At 31.5% G+C, this 21,507-nt stretch carries 14 protein-coding genes; 9 read left to right on the top strand and 5 right to left on the bottom strand.

Annotation, left to right across the window (positions count from 1 at the left end):
• Positions 1–17 precede the first annotated feature (17 nt).
• The 8 genes from C8N26_RS06585 to C8N26_RS06550 all read left to right on the top strand — a co-directional run bounded on the left by C8N26_RS06585 (position 18) and on the right by C8N26_RS06550 (position 9,125).
• Entirely contained in the window at positions 18–614 is a 597-nt protein-coding gene (locus tag C8N26_RS06585; RefSeq protein WP_120186575.1) for a Crp/Fnr family transcriptional regulator, read from the top strand.
• A 297-nt stretch (positions 615–911) separates the two neighbouring features.
• A complete protein-coding gene (locus tag C8N26_RS06580) occupies positions 912–1,877 on the top strand; it encodes an SIR2 family protein (RefSeq protein ID WP_170141634.1) in 966 nt (321 codons plus the stop codon).
• Positions 1,878–1,880: 3 nt separating this feature from the next.
• Positions 1,881–3,563: an ATP-binding protein gene (locus C8N26_RS06575; protein ID WP_170141633.1), complete on the top strand. Its 1,683-nt coding sequence runs from the start codon at positions 1,881–1,883 to the stop codon at positions 3,561–3,563.
• A gap of 298 nt (positions 3,564–3,861) precedes the next feature.
• Positions 3,862–5,205 (top strand): adenylosuccinate lyase, encoded by a 1,344-nt coding sequence (gene purB, locus C8N26_RS06570; RefSeq protein WP_120186573.1) that lies wholly within the window; start codon positions 3,862–3,864, stop codon positions 5,203–5,205.
• Positions 5,205–5,621 (top strand): hypothetical protein, encoded by a 417-nt coding sequence (locus C8N26_RS06565; protein WP_120186572.1) that lies wholly within the window; start codon positions 5,205–5,207, stop codon positions 5,619–5,621. The genes purB and C8N26_RS06565 overlap by 1 nt, the downstream gene beginning before the upstream one ends.
• Positions 5,622–5,623: 2 nt before the next feature.
• Positions 5,624–6,403 (top strand): TerC family protein, encoded by a 780-nt coding sequence (locus C8N26_RS06560; RefSeq protein WP_120186570.1) that lies wholly within the window; start codon positions 5,624–5,626, stop codon positions 6,401–6,403.
• A 122-nt stretch (positions 6,404–6,525) separates the two neighbouring features.
• A complete protein-coding gene (locus tag C8N26_RS06555; protein ID WP_170141632.1) occupies positions 6,526–6,807 on the top strand; it encodes a hypothetical protein in 282 nt (93 codons plus the stop codon).
• A gap of 56 nt (positions 6,808–6,863) precedes the next feature.
• Positions 6,864–9,125: a TonB-dependent receptor gene (locus C8N26_RS06550; protein ID WP_120186567.1), complete on the top strand. Its 2,262-nt coding sequence runs from the start codon at positions 6,864–6,866 to the stop codon at positions 9,123–9,125.
• A gap of 70 nt (positions 9,126–9,195) precedes the next feature.
• Here the strand turns inward: C8N26_RS06550 and msrA are convergent, their stop codons facing one another.
• Positions 9,196–9,855: a peptide-methionine (S)-S-oxide reductase MsrA gene (msrA, locus tag C8N26_RS06545; protein WP_028892713.1), complete on the bottom strand. Its 660-nt coding sequence runs from the start codon at positions 9,853–9,855 to the stop codon at positions 9,196–9,198.
• 146 nt (positions 9,856–10,001) lie between these two features.
• Between msrA and dnaX the strand changes: the two genes are divergently transcribed.
• The gene (dnaX, locus tag C8N26_RS06540; protein ID WP_120186565.1) at positions 10,002–11,699 is read left to right on the top strand and encodes a DNA polymerase III subunit gamma/tau; all 1,698 of its coding nucleotides are present in this window, start codon (positions 10,002–10,004) and stop codon (positions 11,697–11,699) included.
• Here the strand turns inward: dnaX and C8N26_RS06535 are convergent.
• The 4 genes from C8N26_RS06535 to C8N26_RS06520 form a co-directional block, all read right to left on the bottom strand.
• Positions 11,688–13,514: a cation:proton antiporter gene (locus C8N26_RS06535; protein ID WP_028892715.1), complete on the bottom strand. Its 1,827-nt coding sequence runs from the start codon at positions 13,512–13,514 to the stop codon at positions 11,688–11,690. The genes dnaX and C8N26_RS06535 overlap by 12 nt on opposite strands.
• A gap of 57 nt (positions 13,515–13,571) precedes the next feature.
• Entirely contained in the window at positions 13,572–15,911 is a 2,340-nt protein-coding gene (gene pbpC, locus C8N26_RS06530; protein ID WP_120186563.1) for a penicillin-binding protein 1C, read from the bottom strand.
• A 103-nt stretch (positions 15,912–16,014) separates the two neighbouring features.
• Positions 16,015–17,139: an efflux RND transporter periplasmic adaptor subunit gene (locus C8N26_RS06525; RefSeq protein ID WP_120186562.1), complete on the bottom strand. Its 1,125-nt coding sequence runs from the start codon at positions 17,137–17,139 to the stop codon at positions 16,015–16,017.
• A 10-nt stretch (positions 17,140–17,149) separates the two neighbouring features.
• On the bottom strand, positions 17,150–21,472 hold the full coding sequence (locus C8N26_RS06520; protein ID WP_120186560.1) for a CusA/CzcA family heavy metal efflux RND transporter: 4,323 nt from the start codon (positions 21,470–21,472) through the stop codon (positions 17,150–17,152).
• Positions 21,473–21,507 lie beyond the last annotated feature (35 nt).

Below are 21,507 nucleotides of genomic sequence, written 5' to 3'. Positions count from 1 at the left end.
TTATGACTTAAATCATAATGATTCCAGAAGAACTCTTATTAAAATACCACGCTGAAACCAAAAGTTTTCAAAAAGACGAAATTATTTTTTCTGAAAAACAAACCGCACACTACTACTACCAAATAGTAAGTGGTGCTGTAAAAATGAATAATTTTAATGATGATGGTAAAGAGTTTATTCAAGGGATATTTTATAAAAACCAAAGTTTTGGCGAACCACCCTTATTTATAGATGTAAAGTATCCTGCCAATGCGGTGGCAATTTCTGATAGTACAATTCTAACTTTAGCTAAAAGTGATTTGTTTAAATTACTGCAAGATAACCCTGAAATTCACTTAAAAATCACCCAAAGTTTAGCTAAACGTTTGTACTACAAAGCTATAATTGCTTCCGAAATATCGAGCCAAGAGCCTGCGCATAGAGTACTCCGCTTTATTGATTATTTAAAATACGATGTGCATAAAATACAAGGAAAGTACTCGTTTAAAGTAGCCTATACACGTCAACAAATAGCCGATATTTTAGGTTTACGTGTAGAAACGGTTATTCGGGTCATAAAATCTTTAGAAAAAAAGGGAGACGTAAAAATTAGCAAACGAAAGGTATATCGTTAAAACCTTCTTTAAAGATACTATTCAATAAAACCTCTCATAAATCATAAAAATTAATTGATTTATGGAATTCCGTAAGAATTTGTACACACTTTGTAATAAGTTCGCTAGAATTGTATAATTAATTAACAAATACCTATAACTCGTTAATAACTTTACCTTTAGATAAAGTATCAGTTTTATTATATTTGAAAACGTATAAAAATTGCTAAACTTTACGATATCCCATACTATTCTCCGGATAAAACAACTAAAGTTTGATATATAATAGTTGTGGGTAATGCAAAAAAAATGCTCTGAATGAAGAAACAAAATGATATCGAAGAACAAGTTTTCAAAATTGTTCAGAAATTCTTAAAAAATCCACCATTAATAGTTTGGGGTTCGGGAGCAACTGTTTCTTTTGGACTTCCAAGTATGTGGAGTTTAAACGAGTCTTTAAAAAAGGAAATAACAGATTTTGACACTTCAAATGATAATCTAGAAGAAGAACTTAGTAAAGATAAATATCGAGAGAAATTACCCCAAATAAAAAAAACAATATGGAATGAGGTAAACAAGGCAGATGTGTCTGTTTTAAAAAAAATTACTTCTAATGAAACTGATACTTTTAATGGTATTAAACTACTAATTGAAAAATTCATTGAAACACACCCCAAAATATTAAACATTGTTACAACAAATTACGATAGAGTTTTAGAGCATTTATTAGCTTATGAAAACATTTGCTTTACAGATGGATTTGAAGGCAAAACTTTATCCGCATTTGATGAAACAAACTTTCAAAACAAGAATATTGTTAATATTGTTAAAGTACATGGTTCTTTAAATTGGTTTAATGTAAATGGAGAAATTAGATATTTGTCAAATCAAATAACGACAGAGGCACCGCAAATTGTTGTTCCAAGTAAAAACAAATTTGAGGAGACCTACAATACACCCTACAGAGAACTAATTCAAAAATCCGATATCCTAATCAATGATACATTAAGTTTTCTTGTGATAGGTTTTGGTTTTAATGACAAGCATCTAACTCCAAAAATTCAAGCCAATATAAAAAAAGGAGTGCCTCTTGTTTTAATAACAAAAGAAATCACTTCAAACACCTTCAAAGAGTTGGAAAATGCGAAAAAATATATCTTGTTTGAAGAAGCTGAAATAGGTAAAACTAGAGTAATTTACAAAGAAAGTAACTCAACAGAAAAAATAGAAAAGATTATCCAAGGTGATTTTTGGCAACTAAATAAATTCATGGAAATATTATAATTTATGGAAACAGATTTTTTAATTGGAAAAGTACAAAGTGTTGACACAGGAAATGTATCAATAGAGGTTGATAAAGAAGAGTTTCTTAATAATGTTCAAATAAATCAAATTGTACAAATTCGCTCTACAAAAACTGGTGAAAAAATAATTGGCTTGATTTCTAAAATAATACGAAAAGGTATTGCCGATAAAATTGATGAAAATTCCGAACCTGATTTTATAATAGAAAACCTAATCAAGGTAAATCTAGTAGGTACTTTAATAGAGAAAATAGGGTCTGAAAAAAATATTTTTAAACGAACATTAAACACTGTACCAAGTATTAATGCAGATTGTTTTTTACTCCAAGGAAATGACCTTTCTACTTTTATGAATATTATTTCCTCTAATAGCGAAAATCCACTTAAAATTGGAAAGTATACTATTGCAGAAGAATCTGACGCAAACCTTGATGGAAATAAATTCTTTCAAAGACATGCAGTAATTGTTGGAGGAACTGGCTCTGGTAAATCATGGACAGTAGCAAATGTTTTAGAAAAAGCAACTAAATTAAAATCTATTAATAGTGTCATCTTCGATTTACATGGTGAATACAAGCCTTTAGCTAAATTAGAAAACACAACATTATTAAAAATTGCTGGTCCTTCTGATAAACCAACAGATGAAAATGTAATGTTTCTACCTTATTGGCTTTTATCCTATGAGGAAATTGAATCAATGCTTTTAGACAGAAGTGATAGTAACGCACCAAATCAATCAAGAGCATTATTTGATTTAATAATAAAATACAAAAAAGAGAAACTTGAAGAAGAAGACCAACAGGATGTTTTGAATAACTTCACTGTTGAAAGCCCTATTCCTTACAAAATCAGTGATGTATTAACCTCGCTTCAAGAATTAGATACAGAAAGAGATTATTCCTCAAGTAAAGCAGGTAGAGATGGACCTTTAGCTAAAAAGCTTACTCGATTTATTCAAAGATTAAAAAGTAAACAAGCAGATAAAAGATTAAACTTTATATTTAATTCAGAAGATGAATTACTTCAATACGATTGGTTTATTTCTCTTATCAAAAACTTATTAGATTTCGGAAATAATAAAGGATTAAAAATTATAGATTTTTCAGAAGTGCCTTCTGATATACTTCCTCTAATAACTGGTTTAATTGGTAGGCTAATATTTTCAATTCAACAATGGATGGAAATAGAAAAAAGACATCCGATTGCCATATTTTGTGATGAAGCACATTTATATATTCCTGCTAATCTTAAAGGAGGTATTGAAGAAAAAGGATTACAAAGTTTTGAACGTATCGCCAAAGAAGGAAGAAAATATGGAGTTTCTTTAGTTGTTATAAGTCAGAGACCTTCAGATGTTAATAAAACTATTCTTAGCCAATGTGGAAATTTTGTTGCTATGAGATTAACAAATCCAGACGATCAAAATGTAATAAAGAAATTGTTCCCTGATAATCTTGGTGGCTTTTCGGATATGTTACCAATATTGGATGTTGGAGAAGCTCTAATTGTAGGGGATGCGTGTTTGCTTCCTAGCAGAGTAATAATAGACAAACCAGTGATTCAACCTGATAGTGCTACAGTTAATTTTTGGGATGAGTGGAGTAAAAATAAAACTGAATCTGGAATTGAACAAGCAATTGAATCATTAAGAAAACAACAGAAGTAATTAAGCACATACCCACAACAAAGAACTGAGGTAAAAAACAAGTACATTTTATACTTTTTTAAACCAAAGTACTTTTATAGTTCATATCATACGGTAAACCACACTTTATTGTATATACATATCTGTGAGGAAAGCTTAGTGAAGCTCGCTGATAGTACGGCATGCTCTGTTAACACAACGGCATACTTCTTTGTCCCTAAATGAGATTGCTTTTATTTAGTACTAAAATTCCTGTAGTTTATCTCTAAAAAAAGGGAAGTATTTTCTATTTTTGTGCCTTTCAACACAACAACAAAACATGAACTTAACAGAATTAAACGCCATCTCTCCTATTGATGGTAGATACCGTAACAAAGTAGCAAGCTTAGCGAACTATTTTTCAGAAGAAGCTTTAATTAAATATCGTGTAAAAGTAGAAATTGAGTATTTCATTGCTTTATGTGAAATTCCATTATCTCAATTAGCCGATTTCAACAAAGATTTATACGCTGAGTTACGTAAAATTTATGAAGATTTTTCTGCTGAAGATGCTTTAAAAATCAAAGAAATTGAAAGCGTTACCAATCACGATGTAAAAGCTGTTGAGTACTTTATTAAAGAAAAGTTTGACGCTTTAAGCTTACAGAAATATAAAGAATTTATCCACTTCGGATTAACGTCTCAAGATATTAACAACACTGCTATTCCATTATCTATTAAAGATGCTATGGAAGAAGTATACTACCCTACTTTAGATACCTTAGTTTGCAAATTAGCTGATTTATCTGAAGAATGGGAAAACGTACCAATGTTAGCAAGAACTCACGGGCAACCAGCCTCTCCTACTCGTTTAGGAAAAGAGTTTTTTGTATTTGTAGAACGTATTAACAATCAAGTTATTCACATACAACATACACCACATGCTGCGAAGTTTGGTGGAGCTACAGGTAATTACAATGCACACAAAGTAGCGTATCCAGATATCGACTGGAAAAACTTCGGTACTCATTTCGTTGAAGAAGTGTTAGGTTTACACCACTCCTTCCCTACTACGCAAATTGAGCACTACGATCACATGGCAGCTTTATACGACGGATTAAAGCGTGTAAATACAATTTTAATTGATTTAGATCGCGATGTTTGGACGTACGTTTCTAACGACTACTTCAAACAAAAGATTAAAAAAGGTGAAGTAGGTTCATCTGCAATGCCACATAAAGTAAATCCTATCGATTTTGAAAACTCTGAAGGGAACTTAGGTATTGCCAATGCAATTTTTGAGCATTTATCTGCTAAGTTACCAGTTTCAAGATTACAACGTGATTTAACTGATAGCACGGTATTACGTAACGTTGGAGTTCCTTTTGGACATACCTTAATCGGTTTTGCTTCTACGTTGAAAGGATTAAACAAGTTATTATTAAACGAAGCTAAATTTGCTGAAGATTTAGAAAATAACTGGGCAGTAGTTGCTGAGGCTATTCAAACAATTTTACGTCGTGAAGCGTACCCTAATCCATACGAAGCGTTAAAAGGATTAACACGCACCAACGAAAAAATAAACAAAGATTCTATCGCTAATTTTATTGATACTCTAGAAGTTTCTGATGCGATTAAAAACGAGTTAAAACAAATTACACCATCTAATTACACAGGTATATAATGAGATATTTACTTACTTTTTTAGTTTTATTTTTAGCTATTTCGTGTACTCCAGAGAAAAAAGGAGATCCTACACGTTTTGTTCACGGAACCTTTGAAATTCCTGCTGGTGACAGCTACGGAAAAACAACTATCGTAAGAAAAGATAGTATCCAAATTGAAGAGTATACTAAAAAAGTAAGTATTTCAACTGACAGTTTAGTTACTGAAAAAGAAATAAAACACGTAGATACGCTTTACATCAAGTGGAAAAATAACTTCGCATATACCTTGCGAATGAAAAGCCCAAAAACTGATTTAGATAAAGATCCTATATTTGTTCAAATAACTAAAGTAACTGATAGTTCTTATACTTTTACTGCAAGAATTGGTTACTCTAATTTTAAACAAGAAGGAACTGTTTATAAAGTAAATTAACTATGGAAATTTTCTTACAGGCTGATACCTGGGTTGCCTTACTAACTCTAACTTTTTTAGAAGTTGTATTAGGTATTGATAATATTATCTTTATTTCTATTGCATCTAATAAGTTACCAGAACATCAGCAAAAAAAAGCCACTCGAATAGGTCTTCTTTTAGCAATGATTTTTAGAATTCTTCTTTTACTAGGAGTTTCTTATTTAATTAGCATGAAAGATCCAATCTGGAATATTGATTTATCTTGGTTACAAGTAGGTGTTACAGGTCAAAGCTTAATTTTATTTGCCGGAGGTATATTTTTACTATACAAAAGTACTAGTGAGATTCACCATAAAGTTGAAGGAAGAGATGAAGCACATGCTTCTAACAACTCTAAAAAGAGAGTTACTTTACTAAATGTTGTAACTCAAATAGTATTAATTGATATTGTTTTCTCTTTTGATTCTGTGTTAACAGCTGTAGGTATGACAAACGGAATACAAGGAGCCTTAACTATTATGATTATTGCTGTGGTTGTATCAATATTAATTATGTTAATGTTTGCTACTCCTATCAGTAATTTTGTAAACAAACATCCTACAATTCAAATGTTAGCTTTATCCTTTTTAATTTTAATTGGGTTTATGCTAATTACAGAAAGTGCGCATTTATCTCACACAGTTGTTTTCGGACAATCAGTGGGTGCAATTCCTAAAGGATATTTATATTTTGCTATTACTTTTTCGCTTCTTGTAGAAATGCTAAACATGAAAATGAGAGGTAATTCAAAGAAGAGTTAAGAAAATATTATGATTACATAAAATAAAAACCGATAGCCTTATTGCTATCGGTTTTTTTATTTTTTCTATTTTTGCTGCCAGTGGCTCAATTCAAAAAACATATTGCTGTACTCAGTATATTCATGTTGTTATTACCTACGGTAATAGCAACAATACACTTATTTGAAAATCACGAGCATGTTGTATGTACTTCTATTGATGAGCAACACTATCACGCACAAGAGCTTGATTGTTCTCTTGCTCATTTTCAATTCAGTACATTTACGTATCAAACCGTAGAAAACTATGCGGTAATTCCACAACATTTCTACAAATTAGATTACAACACACAACCACAGTTAATCTCATTTGTATATACTGATAAAAAATCTTCAAGAGCACCCCCTTATTTTACTGTATCTTAAACGTTTGCAACAAACAACCAACAAAATTATCGTTAAAACAGTAAAATTCATTTTTAATGAAGACAATTATTAATTTCCTATTTTTTATAGGAATATCTGCTGTATATGCACAAAACAGCTTATCAGGAAAAATTACAGATACTAATAACCAACCTCTTTTAGGAGTTGAAATATACTCTGACCAATTACATAAAGGAACCATTACCAATGAAGATGGTACATACAACCTACAAAACATTCCTAACGGAAAAGTAACTTTTAACTTTTCTTTTTTAGGATTTAAAACAATAGCTAAAGAGTTTATTTTTAACAATAAAAATATTTCTTTTGATGTACAATTAGAAGAATCAGTTTTTAAAATTGATGAAGTTATTATCTCTACCCCTTTCAACAAATTACAGTCTGAAAACGTAATGAAAGTTGAACGTCTTTCGGCTAGAGCTATTCAAAAAACAGGTGCTACAACACTTTCTGAAGGAATTACCAATATTGCTGGAGTTTCCCAAGTTTCTACAGGTACATCTATTGGAAAGCCTGTTATTAGAGGTTTAAGTGGAAACAGAGTATTGGTTTACACACAAGGAATTCGATTAGAAAACCAACAATTTGGTGGTGAACACGGTTTAGGAATTAACGATGCTGGTGTTGCCGGTGTTGAAGTTATTAAAGGCCCTGCCTCTCTTTTATATGGTTCTGATGCTTTGGGTGGTGTTTTATACATTCAACCAGAAAAATTTGTTCCAGAAAATACTACAAAACTAAATGTTAGTCAACGTTATTTTAGCAATACTTTAGGTACAAATACTTCTCTTGGTTTTAAATCTTCTTTAAAAAATTGGCAATTTTTAGCTAGAGGTACCTATGCACAACATGCAGACTATAAAACACCTGATTACAGAGTTACAAATACTCGTTTTAATGAAAAAGATTTAAAACTAGGTATTGGTTTTCATGAAAAAAACTTCTCTTCTGAATTACGTTATAACTTCAATAACTCTAAATTAGGGTTAACTGAAGGAATTGGTGAACAAACTAAAGAAACTCACTTAGAAACTCCGTATCAAGACATCGATAATCATATTATTAGCTTACATAATCATGTTTTCTTTAAAAACTCAAAATTAGACATCGATTTAGGGTACACGATTAATAATCGTCAAGAGTTTGAAGAACATCACGATCATGCAGAAGGTGAAACTGAAGAAGAGCACGAAGAGCATGAAGAAGCTGAAGCTGCTTTAGATATGAAGCTAAAAACTTTTAGCTACAATACTAAATACCACCTTCCTAAATTCGGAAAATTTGAAGTTTTATTAGGAGTACAAGGGTTGCATCAAACCAATACAAACTTTGGTGAAGAATTGTTAATTCCGAATGCAACTGTAAACGATTTTGGTGTATTTACTACTGCTAATTTCGAATGGAATGACAATACTTCTTTACAAGCCGGAATTCGTTACGATAATAGAGGAATTACTACAGAACGACACGAAGTAGCTCATGAAGATGAAATACACGTTTTTGAAGCTATAGATAAATCTTACAATAGTTTTACCGCTTCTTTCGGAGCAAAAACTATGCTTTTTAACACTATAACTTCTCGCTTTAATGTAGCTAGTGGATTTAGAGCCCCAAACCTTGCTGAATTAACTTCTAACGGAGTACATCATGGTACAAATCGTTTTGAAGTTGGTAACAACAACCTAGTTAACGAGAAAAACTTACAGTTTGACTTATCTTTAGATTACAATTCTGAACACTTTGAATTATTCGCAAACGGATTTTACAATAAATTAAACGATTATATTTATTTATCTCCTACTGGTGAAGTTGAGGATAGTGCCCCTGTTTACACTTACTTACAAGAAAATGCTAAATTGTATGGTGGTGAATTTGGTTTTCATTTACACCCTCACCCTCTTGATTGGTTACATTTAGAAAGTAGTTTTGAAATGGTTATTGGAAAACAAGATAATGGTAACTATTTACCGTTAATTCCTGCTAACACGTTAAAAAATACGCTAAGAACTGAATTTTCTAACGAAAAATGGTTACCAAATGGATATGCTTCTGTAAGCTTACACTCATATTTTAAACAAGATAATATTAGTGAATTTGAAACAGCTACTCCTGCTTATAACCTTGTTAATTTAGGTGTAGGTGGTGATATACTAATTAGCAAGTATACCTTTACAACATCATTAACTGTAAATAATTTATTTGATAAGAAATATATTAATCACTTATCAAGGTTAAAACCTGATAACATCTTTAACCCTGGTAGAAATATTGTTTTAGGAATAAATTTCACTATTTAATCAAAAAATAACTCCCCAGTAATAATATTACTGGGGAGCTTTTATATAAACAAACTTTAACTTAATAAAGTTACCCGTCTTTTCTTTTTTTAAGCAATTCCGGAAACTTATGTTTAAAACGATTCAACCTAGGAACTGACACTTTTTTTACATACGGATGTTCTGGATTCAAACGTTTAAAGTTTTGATGGTACTCCTCTGCCGGATAAAACTTCTTAATCTTTTTAACCTCTGTAACTATTTTTCCGTCATAAACATCTTTATTTAGCCTTTTAATAGTCTTATCTATTATCTGCTTCTCTTCTTTTGTTTTATGAAACGCTATTGACCTATACTGTGACCCATAATCTGGATGTTGTCCGTTTTTCGTAGTTGGGTCATGTGAACCAAAGAAAACAGTTACCAATGTTTGAAAACTAACTATTTCTGGTTTGTAATACACTGCTACTGTTTCTGCATGTCCAGTCCTACCTCTTCCTACAACTTTATAGGTTGGATTTTCAGTATGACCTCCTGCATATCCAGATATTACTTCCTCTACACCATTTACACTTTCAAAAATTGCTTCAACACACCAAAAACAACCACTGGCAAAGTATGCTACTCTAGTGCCTCTCTGTTCTTGTTTTATATCTGAATTCTGTTGATCTTCATTTTCTAAAGAAAAACTCCATAAAATAGCCATTAAAAAAAGGACTACTAATATTGTTACTAGTTTTACTATCTTCATAAGTTTATCATTTATATTGTCTTTGTCGTATTAGGATTTCTTTTTTTACAATTGTTTACAACTTTAATATTTCCTTAATAGTTTTGTTTGCGTGTTGCCGTTGCGTTTTCTATTTTTGTTCATATAAAGATAAAGATAAAGTTTTAATGGAGCATTTTATAGTATCAGCACGTAAATATCGTCCTCAAAATTTTGCGGATGTGGTAGGGCAACAAGCCATCACCAATACGTTAGAAAATGCTATACAAAATAACCATTTAGCACAGGCTTTATTGTTTACAGGACCTCGTGGAGTTGGTAAAACATCATGTGCTCGTATCTTGGCTAAACGCATTAACCAAGAAGATGCAACTACAGATGATGAAGATTTTGCTTTTAATATTTTTGAATTAGATGCTGCTTCAAACAACTCGGTTGACGACATTCGTAACCTTACCGATCAAGTTCGAATTCCACCTCAAACGGGTAAATACAAAGTGTATATTATTGACGAGGTTCATATGCTTTCTCAGGCTGCTTTTAATGCTTTTTTAAAGACTTTAGAAGAACCGCCAGCACATGCTATTTTTATTTTAGCAACTACCGAAAAGCATAAAATTATACCAACGATTTTATCTCGATGTCAAATTTTCGATTTTAAGCGTATTGGTGTTTTAGATGCTAAAGAGTATTTAAAAACAATTTGCGCCAAAGAAAATATTACTGCTGAAGATGATGCTTTACATGTAATTGCTCAGAAAGCTGACGGTGCAATGCGTGATGCACTTTCTATTTTTGATAGGGTTGTAAGTTTCTCTGGTAATAACTTAACACGTGAAGCGGTTACCCAAAACTTAAATGTGTTAGACTACGATGTGTATTTTAACATTACCGATTTATTATTAGCTAATAAAATTCCAGAAGTCTTAATGGCTTTTAATGAAGTATTAAGTAAAGGGTTTGAAGGACATCACTTTATTAATGGTTTAGCTTCTCATTTTAGAGACTTGTTAGTTGCCAAAGATCAAGCAACTATTGCTTTATTAGAAGTTGGTGATAATACTAAGAAACGATATTTAGAACAAGCAACAAAAGCAAGCATGCAGTTTTTAATGCCTGCAATAGATAAGGCAAACGATTGCGATTTAAAATATCGAGGAAGTAAAAACCAACGCTTATTGGTAGAACTTACTTTAATGCAAATTGCCTCTATCACTTTTGATGGAGCAAAAAAAAAATCTAGCAACTACATAATTCCTGCTACATTTTTTACTTCTTTATCTCCTTCAGTTAAAAAAACTGAGGTAAAATCTGCTACCTCTGTTGTTAGTACCCCACAAAAGGTTCAAGAAAAACCAGTTGTTACTACTAATGAGACTCCAAAGCCGACTTTAAAGAATATTAAACGTCGTACTTCTGCTTTATCTTTAAAAAGCTTGCATCAAAAGAAAGATGTTAAAGTAAATTTAGATGAAGAAGAAAACTATGATAATCACCCTAAAACACCTTTTTCTCTTGATGAGTTGAAAGATGCTTGGAAAAAGTACTACTTTCAACTACAACGTTTAGGAGAACAAAGTATGGCGGCTATTATAGCCTCTGACGAACCTAAGTTACAAGAAGATTTTACCATCATATTTGCTGTACCTAGTGATTTAATGAAATCACAATTAGAAAAAGGAAAACCAAAATTATTACGATTTTTACGTGAAAAACTTAATAATTACGGAATACAAATTAATGTAAAAGTTAACGAAACTATAGAAAAAAAGTTTGCCTATACTCCTCAAGAGAAGTATGACAAACTCAAAGAAAAAAATCCGTTACTTGAAAAACTGAAAAGTACTTTTGGTTTAGATGTTTAGGTTTTTTCCCAAATAAACAACTATCCAACCTTCAATTTTCTTTACATCATGCTCAAACTCAGAAATTAACAAAATTTCATTCGTGTTTTTATTTTTAACTAGAATAGGAATAGACTTAATTTCATTATGTATTTTCTCTATTTTAGTCTTATACTCTTGAACTGAGTTTACTGGAGTTTCATGAATTTCTGGAAACTCTCTTACGGCTTCCATTATATTGATATAATCATCTTCAATTGTAAATAGATGATCTTCATCTTCGTAATCTTTTGTAATTACTTCTTGTGATGTAGCTAAACGATAAGCGCCTTGTTCACCAAAAATTGATGAAAAGTTTGAAATTACATACTTGTTTATTGAATCACTTCCTGTCATAGCTACTAAATAACCTACATCATTCAACTCAATATTATCAGTAAGCTCTTCGTCATAAATATTTACTTCTAACGACTCTAAACCTTCTGCTTTTGCTTTCTCTACATTTTCATTGTTAGCATCAATTAAAACTACTCTTCGTTTGTTATCTTTTAAATATTTAGCTATTAACCTAGCTACATCAGATGCTCCTACAATCATAATCGCATTAGATCGCTTTAAAAATACACCTACTATTTTCGCAAATAATCGTGCTGTAGTTGCATTCAACAATACCGTTCCTAACACAATCATAAATACTAACGGAGTAATATATTCAGCACCTTCTATTCCTTGTTTTAATAGTTTACTTCCAAATAACGAAGCAATACCTGCAGCAACGATACCTCTTGGTCCTACCCAACTAATAAATAGTTTTTCGTTAGTTTTTAAATTGGATTTTGATGTACTTAAAAATACCGCTATAGGACGTATAACAAAGACGATTAATGCAAATAGTAGTAATGTTTTCCAATCGTATAAAAGCATTAATTCTTTATAATCAATGTTTGCTGATAATAAGATAAATAATATGGAAATTAATAATACACTTAGCGATTCTTTAAAGTATAAAATTTCTTTTAAGTTTTTTAACTTACTATTACCCAGTACCATTCCCATAACCACAACAGCTAATAGCCCTGATTCATGAGCAAATAATTCTGATTCAACAAATACTAATAAAACAGTAGATAAAGAAACAACATTTAGCAGATAATGAGGTACCCATTTTTTATTAATAACAAAAATTAAAGCATGAGCAAATGTGAACCCAAAAGTAGTTCCGAATAATATAATTTTTAAGAATTCTAATAAGGCGGTTTGCGTAAAACCAGCACCTCCTCCAACACTAATAAACTCAAAAACAAGTACGGCTACTAAAGCTCCAATAGGATCAATTAAAATACCTTCCCACTTTAAAACTGCTGAAACATCTTTCTTTAATGGTATATTTCTTAAAATTGGGGTTATAACAGTTGGACCTGTAACAATAATTAACCCTGAAAATAAAAAGGATAACTCCCAACCTAAACCAAACACATAATGTGCAACAATAGCGCCTCCAAAAAAGGTAACTGCGGCTCCTAAAGTTATAAGTTTAGTAATTACGGGGCCTATATTTTTTATTTCACCCCTTCTTAAAGTTAAACCTCCTTCAAAAAGAATGATACTAATAGATAATGACACAAAGTAATATAAACCATCACCAGGAAATAATCCTTTTTCACCATTCCAAACGGGTTCTATCCATTTACTTCCATCTTCATTAAAAAATTCTGCTGCAATTGGCCCTACAAGTAGTCCAATTAAAATTAAAGGTAAAATTGCTGGAATTTTAAATCTCCAAGCTACCCATTGGGCTAAAATTCCTAGTATAATTATCCCCGCTAGTTCTAACATAGTTTATTTTTAAAAAACTAAAAATACAGTTTTTAATTAAACTGCTTTTACATTTACTTATTTTTTTACCTCTAAAACCTTCTTTAGTTCATTACCAAAATCATCGATTACCGTAATAATATGAGTTCCTTCTTTAGGTAAAATTGCTTGTTCGTGATATTGTTGTGTAATGCCTATAAATTGTTCATTTAAATACCAGTACACCTTTGTTTCTGAATTACTGTGTGTTAACTTTAAAACTATAGGATTTAACTGATTATCTTCTCCTTTGGTTAACGAAACTTTTGTTATACTTTTTGACGGAAAAACGAAGCCCATTAAATTACTCTCTAATCGATTGCAATCAGACCTGTAATTAGGCAATGGTCTATAATCAGCATTGTTTTGTTGATAATAATAAGCCATTAACGGAGGTAAAACAAACCATGATTTTGATTTCATGTTTGAAATAGATTCACAATTTGAATTTACCCTGAACTTTTCAAGCTTATCAACCATAACTTGTTGATGATATGGACACGATTGTGCTCTCATTGCGCTCTTTTGAACTCTTTTTGTTACAGACGAACAAATAGGTTTTGCTAAAAAACCACTTTTCTCACAAATAGCTACTTCTATCAAATCTTCATAAGGTTCTAAAAACCAATTAGATTTTGGCAATACATCAAAAACATCAAACATTAATGGGGCTGCGCTACCTACACCTGTTAAATCAGGACGCCCTTCTCCATCAGAATTTCCAATCCACACCCCTACAACATATTTAGGTGTTACACCAATAGACCAAGCATCCTTATTACCAAAACTTGTTCCTGTTTTCCATGCAATTTTTTGAGATGAATCGTAATACTTCCAAGCTTGATCTGTATATGGTCTATTCACATCTAGCAATGTATTTAAGGTTAGGAATGTAGATCCTGCATCTAAAGTTGTATAGTCTTTTTTAATTTCCCCAAAACTTGGAGTTTCTTCAAATAAAAAACTTGGTTCAATAAATTCTCTTTCGTAATAATTGTGTTTTAATTCTTCATAGTGATTTACAATTCCTGCATACCCTGCAAAAGTTTTACATAAATCCCATAAACTAGCTTCTGCTCCACCTAAAATTAGTGACAAACCATAATAATCTGCTGATTTATTAATATCATTAATATGATACGCTTTAATATCTTCTCTAAACTTTTCTAATCCATAACGTTGTAACATACGTACCGAAGGAATGTTCAGCGAACGTGTTAATGCTTCATTTGCTGGAACTGCTCCATCAAAAGTTAAATTGAAGTTTTTAGGAGAATATCCTGCTATTTCTGTTGGTACATCTGCAACTAACTGAGTCGGTAATAAATCACCCGATTGTAACATTTGAGCGTATAAAAACGGTTTTAAAACACTTCCTGTACTTCTGTGAGCTACAATATTATCAACATCTTTTTGATGCATTTTATCAGTTGGAGAATTCCCCACATAAGATACTACCTTTCTTGTTTCAACATCTAAGACTAAGACCGCCATATTGTAAACTTCATTTTGTTTTTGACGGAAATAATGCTGCTTTACTAAATTATTTACTTGTTTTTGCAAATGAATATCAACAGAACTTTTTATGCGTTTTCCTCTATGCTGCTTCGTTACTTCTTGTACAAAATGCGGTGCTACTGTAGGTAACGGATATGGTTTTTGTGGTAATTCTTCTTCAATTGCTAAATCATAGGTAATTTGATCTATAATCCCCTCCTCTTGTAATTTTTGCAATAACCTATTTCTTTTGATTTTTAATTTTTGTTGATTTTTTCCTGGATAAATCAACGATGGAGCATTTGGTAACACTGCTAAAGTTGCTGTTTCAGCCCATGACAGTTGATGTGGTTTTAAACCAAAATAACGCCACGATGCCATTTCTAATCCAACAACATTTCCTCCATATGGTGCATGTGAAGCATACAGATTTAAAATTTCTTTTTTAGAATGACGAAATTCTAACCGAGTAGCTAAAATAAGTTCCTGAAGCTTTTCAAAATACGAACGCTCTTTATTCTTTCTTGATAATCGAATTACTTGCTGTGTTAATGTACTTCCTCCTCTTACAACTCTTTTTGCTTTGATATTTTCTACCATTGCTTTTCCTATGGAAACAGGATTAAAACCAAAGTGCTTATAAAAATAAGCATCTTCAAACTGTAAAATACAATGTTCAAACTTTGTTGGAACAGAATCTAATTCAGGAAATCGCCACTGACCGTCATCAGCAATAACAGCTCCTAACAATTCATTATTTTTTGAGGTAACTACTGTTGATGTTGGATTGTCAAATAATTTTTTAGGCAGACAGAAATAATAGAAAACAACTCCTATAAAAGCCAAAATCAATACTATTTTCTTTTTCTTAGTCAGAATCATTTTTCTTCTTTAAACAAAAAGCAAAGAAATATATATTTCCATACATTTCTTTGCTTTTTTATTATAAAAAAATTATAAAAGTTTTAATTTACTTCATATTTAGTTACTCTGTTAACAAATTAAACACACCTTTTTCTAAAAATTTTGCTTCTTTTTTAATTTCTGATGTTTTTAATTCCACATTATTCTCAAAAGTATTTCCGATTATTACTTTTTGTTTTTTAAAGAAATAACCATCTTTTGAGTTTTCATCTAAAACTAACCCATACATTTCTCCTTCTACCTCAACTACCGAGGTTTCTGGTAATGAATTAACTTTATTACTGTTTGTTTGTATTACCGCTTCTGCAAACATTCCTGATAAAAAATTTCTTTTTTGTTCCTCCTCAATATGTGCATGTACATCTACCGTTCTATTTTCATTGATGCTTTTTCCTATCAAATGAACTTTCGCCTTATAAACTTCTGATGATAATTCTGGAACCCTAAAACTAATTTCTTGACCTACCTTTAACTTTAAAGCATCTTTTTCAAAAACTGAAAGCTCTAAATGTAAATGCTTGTTGTCTATAATTTCTAAAATTTCATCAGCAGGAGAAATATACGAACCTGTAACTGCCTTTATTTTAGTAACATTTCCTGAAATAGGCGCATAAATACCCGTAACAGAGGTTATTGAATTACTATTTAGTTTACTTGCTGATATATTAATCATTTGTAGCTGCTTCTCTAAGCTTACTAATGTAGTTTGTGCTACTTCAAAATCTCTCTTAGCCTTTAAAAAATTTCTTTCTGAAGTTATTTTTTCATCGAATAATGCTTTTTGTCTTTCAAATTCAGATTTTAAAAAAGCTATTTCTTGTTTTGTTTCCAAATATTGTTGTTGCATTGCCACAAACTCTTGGTTTTCTATTGTTACCAAACGTTGCCCTTTTTTGACTTTATCTCCAACTAATAATGGAATACTTTTAATAAAACCACCCATTTTAGCGGTTAGCACAACTTTATTTGTAGGAGGTACATCTATTTTTCCTACCACTTTAATTGTAGTTGGAAAATCTTGTTCTTCAACAGTAACTAATTTCATACTGTTTTTTTCCCATTGTTCATTCGTTATAAAAACTCTATCGTCAGTAATTACTGTTGATTCTTCAGTAGTACTCTCAGCTTCTTTTGATTTACATCCTATTACAGTTATAAATAGGATACTATAAATTATATATTTCATCTTTATTTTTTTAATACGTTAAGTAGTTAATATCTATCACAATATTGTTGTACGACTCTATACTCGTTACATAAGCTAATTTTAGTTGAAAAGCATTTTCAACACTTTGGATGTACTGAAAAAAGTCAATCTCACCGTGTTTAAAACTCATATTGGCTGTTTTCAGAATTTCATCTGCTAAAGGCATTCCTTCTTCTTGATAATAAGCTAAAGACACTGTTTGCTCTTGTAACTTATTTTTAAGATTTGTATAGTACGTTTCTAACTGTTTTTGATAGTTTGAAGTTTCATACTCGGCAATCTCTTTCGCTATTTTTGATTGCTTTATCTTAGAAGATTCTCCACTAAACAACAATGGAATTTTTATTCCTACTTGGTATCCGTAAAAGTCTTGAGCTACATATTGATTACTTCCTTTAAATACTTCTAAAAACAAATCTGGTAACAATTGTTGTTTTTGTTGAGACAACTGCCTTTTTGCTAATTGCTCTCTTTCATAATAACCTTGAACTTCTGTAATTTCACTTAAATTAACATCTTGAACTTGTATTGGTTTAATAGTAGCTTTTTCTTCAATTACTAAACTATCTTCTACCTGAACTAACGCTTTAATTTTTTGATACGCTATGCGAGAAGCAACTAAAGTATTTCGATAATCATTCATTACTTGTTTCTGTTTTGCTTTTGCTGTTATCTTTTCTAAATAATTAGTTTCTCCCAACTCAAAACGTCGTTTCGCTGCATACGAAAACTTATTATACAAACTATCTAAACTCTTATAAATATTCTCTTGTACTTTCGTGTATTGATACCTGTAATATGCTTTTACAACCGATTTCATCAATTTCTTTTTAGCTGTTTCATATTGATTACTTTCTATGTTATACGCTGATTTTTGTACTCTTTTATTCGCTCCGTAAACTGTTGGAAATGCAAAGGTTTGTTGAATACCGAAAATATCTAAAGGATGATCTGCTACTGTATTATTTTCATCTCGATTATAATAAACCTCTGTTTTATCAAAAGTATAAGCCGAAGTTATAGCTGCTTTGGCTTTTTCTACTTTTAATTGTTGCGCTTGTAAACCTTTATTGTTCTCAACAGCTAAATCTATTAAGTTCTGTAAGTTTTGAGGAGTTTCTTGTGCTTGAACAGTAGACAATCCCATAAGAAGTACAACACCTAAACTCGCTACTTTTTTATTGATTTTTAATTTCTTCGGATTATCAAAAATTGTGTATAACACAGGTAACACTACCAATGTTAAAATTGTAGAAGTTATTAATCCTCCTATAACTACTGTTGCTAAAGGACGTTGTACCTCAGCCCCTGCATTCGTTGATATTGCCATAGGTAAGAATCCTAATGCGGCTGCCGATGCCGTTAGTAGTACAGCTCTTAAACGGTCTGCTGCTCCTTGTTTTACCAGTTCTTCAATAGTAGAAAATCCTTTATGTTTTAACTCTTTAAAATGTTCAATTAATACAATTCCGTTGAGTACTGCAATTCCGAAAAGCGCTATAAAACCAACTCCTGCTGATATACTAAACGGTAAATCACGCATCCATAATAATAATACCCCTCCAATAGCTGCAAATGGTATTGCTGAGTAAATAATCAACGCTTCTTTTACTGATTTAAAAGCAAAATACAGCATGATAAATATTAAGATTAACGCTATAGGAACTGCTATCATTAAACGTTTTGAAGCACTCTGTAAGTTCTCAAACTGTCCACCGTATGTAATTGTATATCCTGTTGGTAGTTTTACATTTTTGTTTATCAATTTTTGAACATCATCTACTACAGATTGTAAATCTCTGTTACGAACATTGATTCCCACTACTAATCTACGTTTAGTATCGTCTCTTGAAATTTTTGCTGCTCCTTTTTGATACGTAATAGTTGCTAATTCATCTAACGGTACTTTTCCTCCATTAGGTAAATCTATATACAACTCTTTTAAATCACTGATATCAGTACGGTTAGTTTTATCTAACCTCACCACTAAATCGAAGCGTTTTTCTCCTTCAAAAACATTTCCTGCTGCTTTTCCTGCAAACGCCATAGATACCATTTCATTAACTTCTTTTATGTTAAGACCGTATCTGGCAATTTTAGCTCTGTCGTAAGCAACATTCATTTGAGGTAAACCTTCAATTTTTTCGACAATGATATCAGAAGCTCCTTCTACATTTTCTACTAACTTTTTTATTTCATTTCCTTTCTGAGCTAAAACTGACAGGTCTTCTCCAAAAATCTTGATTGCAATATCTGCTCTCACCCCAGTAATCAACTCATTGAAACGCATTTCAATTGGTTGTGTAAACTCTACTTCCATTCCTGGAATTACCGCTAGCGCTTCTTTAAACTTATCTGCCAGCTCATCTTTACTTTCAGCAGAAGTCCATTCACCTTTAGGTCGTAATGTAATCATTACATCACTTTCTTCCATACTCATAGGATCTGTCGGTACTTCTGCTGCACCGATACGAGATACTACTTGTTTCACTTCAGGAAAGTTATCTTTTAAAATCTTCTCAATTTTTGTAGTAGTTTCAATCGTATTACTTAGCGTTGTTCCAGTTTTTAAAACAGGTTGAATTACAAAATCTCCTTCATCTAATGTAGGAACAAACTCACCCCCCATTCTTGTATAAATAATAACAGTGAGTAATAACATAGATGATGCGATTCCTAATACTACCTTTTTACGATGTAATGCCCAATTGATTACTGGTGCATACCATTCGTTCAGTTTTTTAATAAGCCTTACTGAAATATTTTTATCTGTAATGTTTGAAGGTTTTAAAAATATTGAAGCCATTACAGGAACATAGGTTAAACACAGTAAAATAGCCCCTATTAGTGCAAAACTGAATACCAAAGCCATAGGCTTAAACATTTTTCCTTCAACACCACTTAAAGATAAAATTGGTATAAAAACAATGAGAATTATTAATTGTCCAAATACTGCTGAACTCATCATTTTTGAAGCTCCTTCATAACTTACGGAATCTTTAACTTGCTGCTGTTCTTTCTTATTTAATGTAACGAAGCTGTCTTTTTGCTGGGTGATTTTAAAAGTAATGTATTCAACAATAATTACAGCTCCATCTATAATAATTCCGAAATCTATCGCTCCTAAACTCATCAAGTTTGCATCAATCCCAAAAATGTACATTAACGATAGAGCAAACAGAAGACATAAAGGAATTACTGAGGCAACTACCAACCCCGAGCGAATATTTCCTAATAAAAGAACTACCACAAAAATTACAATTAAACATCCTAGTACTAGGTTTTCGGTAATTGTAAATGTGGTTTTTCCTATAAGTTCACTTCGTTCTAAAAATGCATTAATGAATACTCCTTCAGGTAATGATTTTTCAATGCTTGCTACTCTTTCTTTTACGGCTTCAATTACATCTTTTGAGCTAGCGTCTTTCAACATCATTACTTGCCCTAACACTTTTTCTCCTTCTCCATTTGCGGTTATGGCTCCGAATCGTGTAGCGCTACCATAACCTACTGTTGCAACATCTTTAACATAAATAGGCATTCCCTCTTTATTTGTTACAACAATACTTTTTATGTCTTCAAGCGTTTTAGCTAATCCTTCTCCACGTATAAAGTAAGACTGATTTACTTTTTCTATGTATCCTCCTCCTGCAACGCTATTATTATTTTCCAACGCTGTAAATACTTCTTTAGCAGAAATATTCATTGCATTCAGCTTTTGGGTATTAATGGCTACTTCATACTGCTTTAAATGACCTCCCCAAGTATTAACCTCTACAACTCCAGGTATACCTGACAATTGCCTTTTTACTACCCAGTCTTGAATAGTTCGTAAATTTGTTGTACTATAGCGATCTTTAAACTCTGGCTTTACATCTAATATGTATTGGTATATTTCTCCAAGTCCAGTAGTAATAGGTCCCATTTCTGGGCTTCCAAATCCTTCTGGTATTTTTTCTGAAGCAGCTTTAATTTTTTCGGCTATTAATTGCCTCGGCAAATAAGTTCCCATAGATTCTTCAAAAACAATGGTTACTACCGATAAGCCAAATTTAGAGATGGATCTAATCTCTTTTACCCCTGGTAGATTTGCCATTTCTAGCTCTACAGGATAAGTTATAAATTGTTCTATATCTTGTGTTGAAAGATTTCGTGATGTTGTGATTACTTGTACCTGGTTATTGGTTACATCAGGTACAGCCCCGATTGGGAGTTGTGATAACGAATAAATTCCAAAGCCTACAATAAAACTTGTAAATAATAGGACTATAAACTTATTCTTTATAGTGAATTCTATAATTTTTGATAACATAATTCATCATTTAAATAATTACATATTTTATATCG

This window comes from Tenacibaculum lutimaris (assembly GCF_003610735.1).
Classification (GTDB): domain Bacteria; phylum Bacteroidota; class Bacteroidia; order Flavobacteriales; family Flavobacteriaceae; genus Polaribacter; species Polaribacter lutimaris.
The sequence above is the reverse complement of the archived record's forward strand: the minus strand, read 5'-3'. Positions and strand labels throughout refer to the sequence as shown.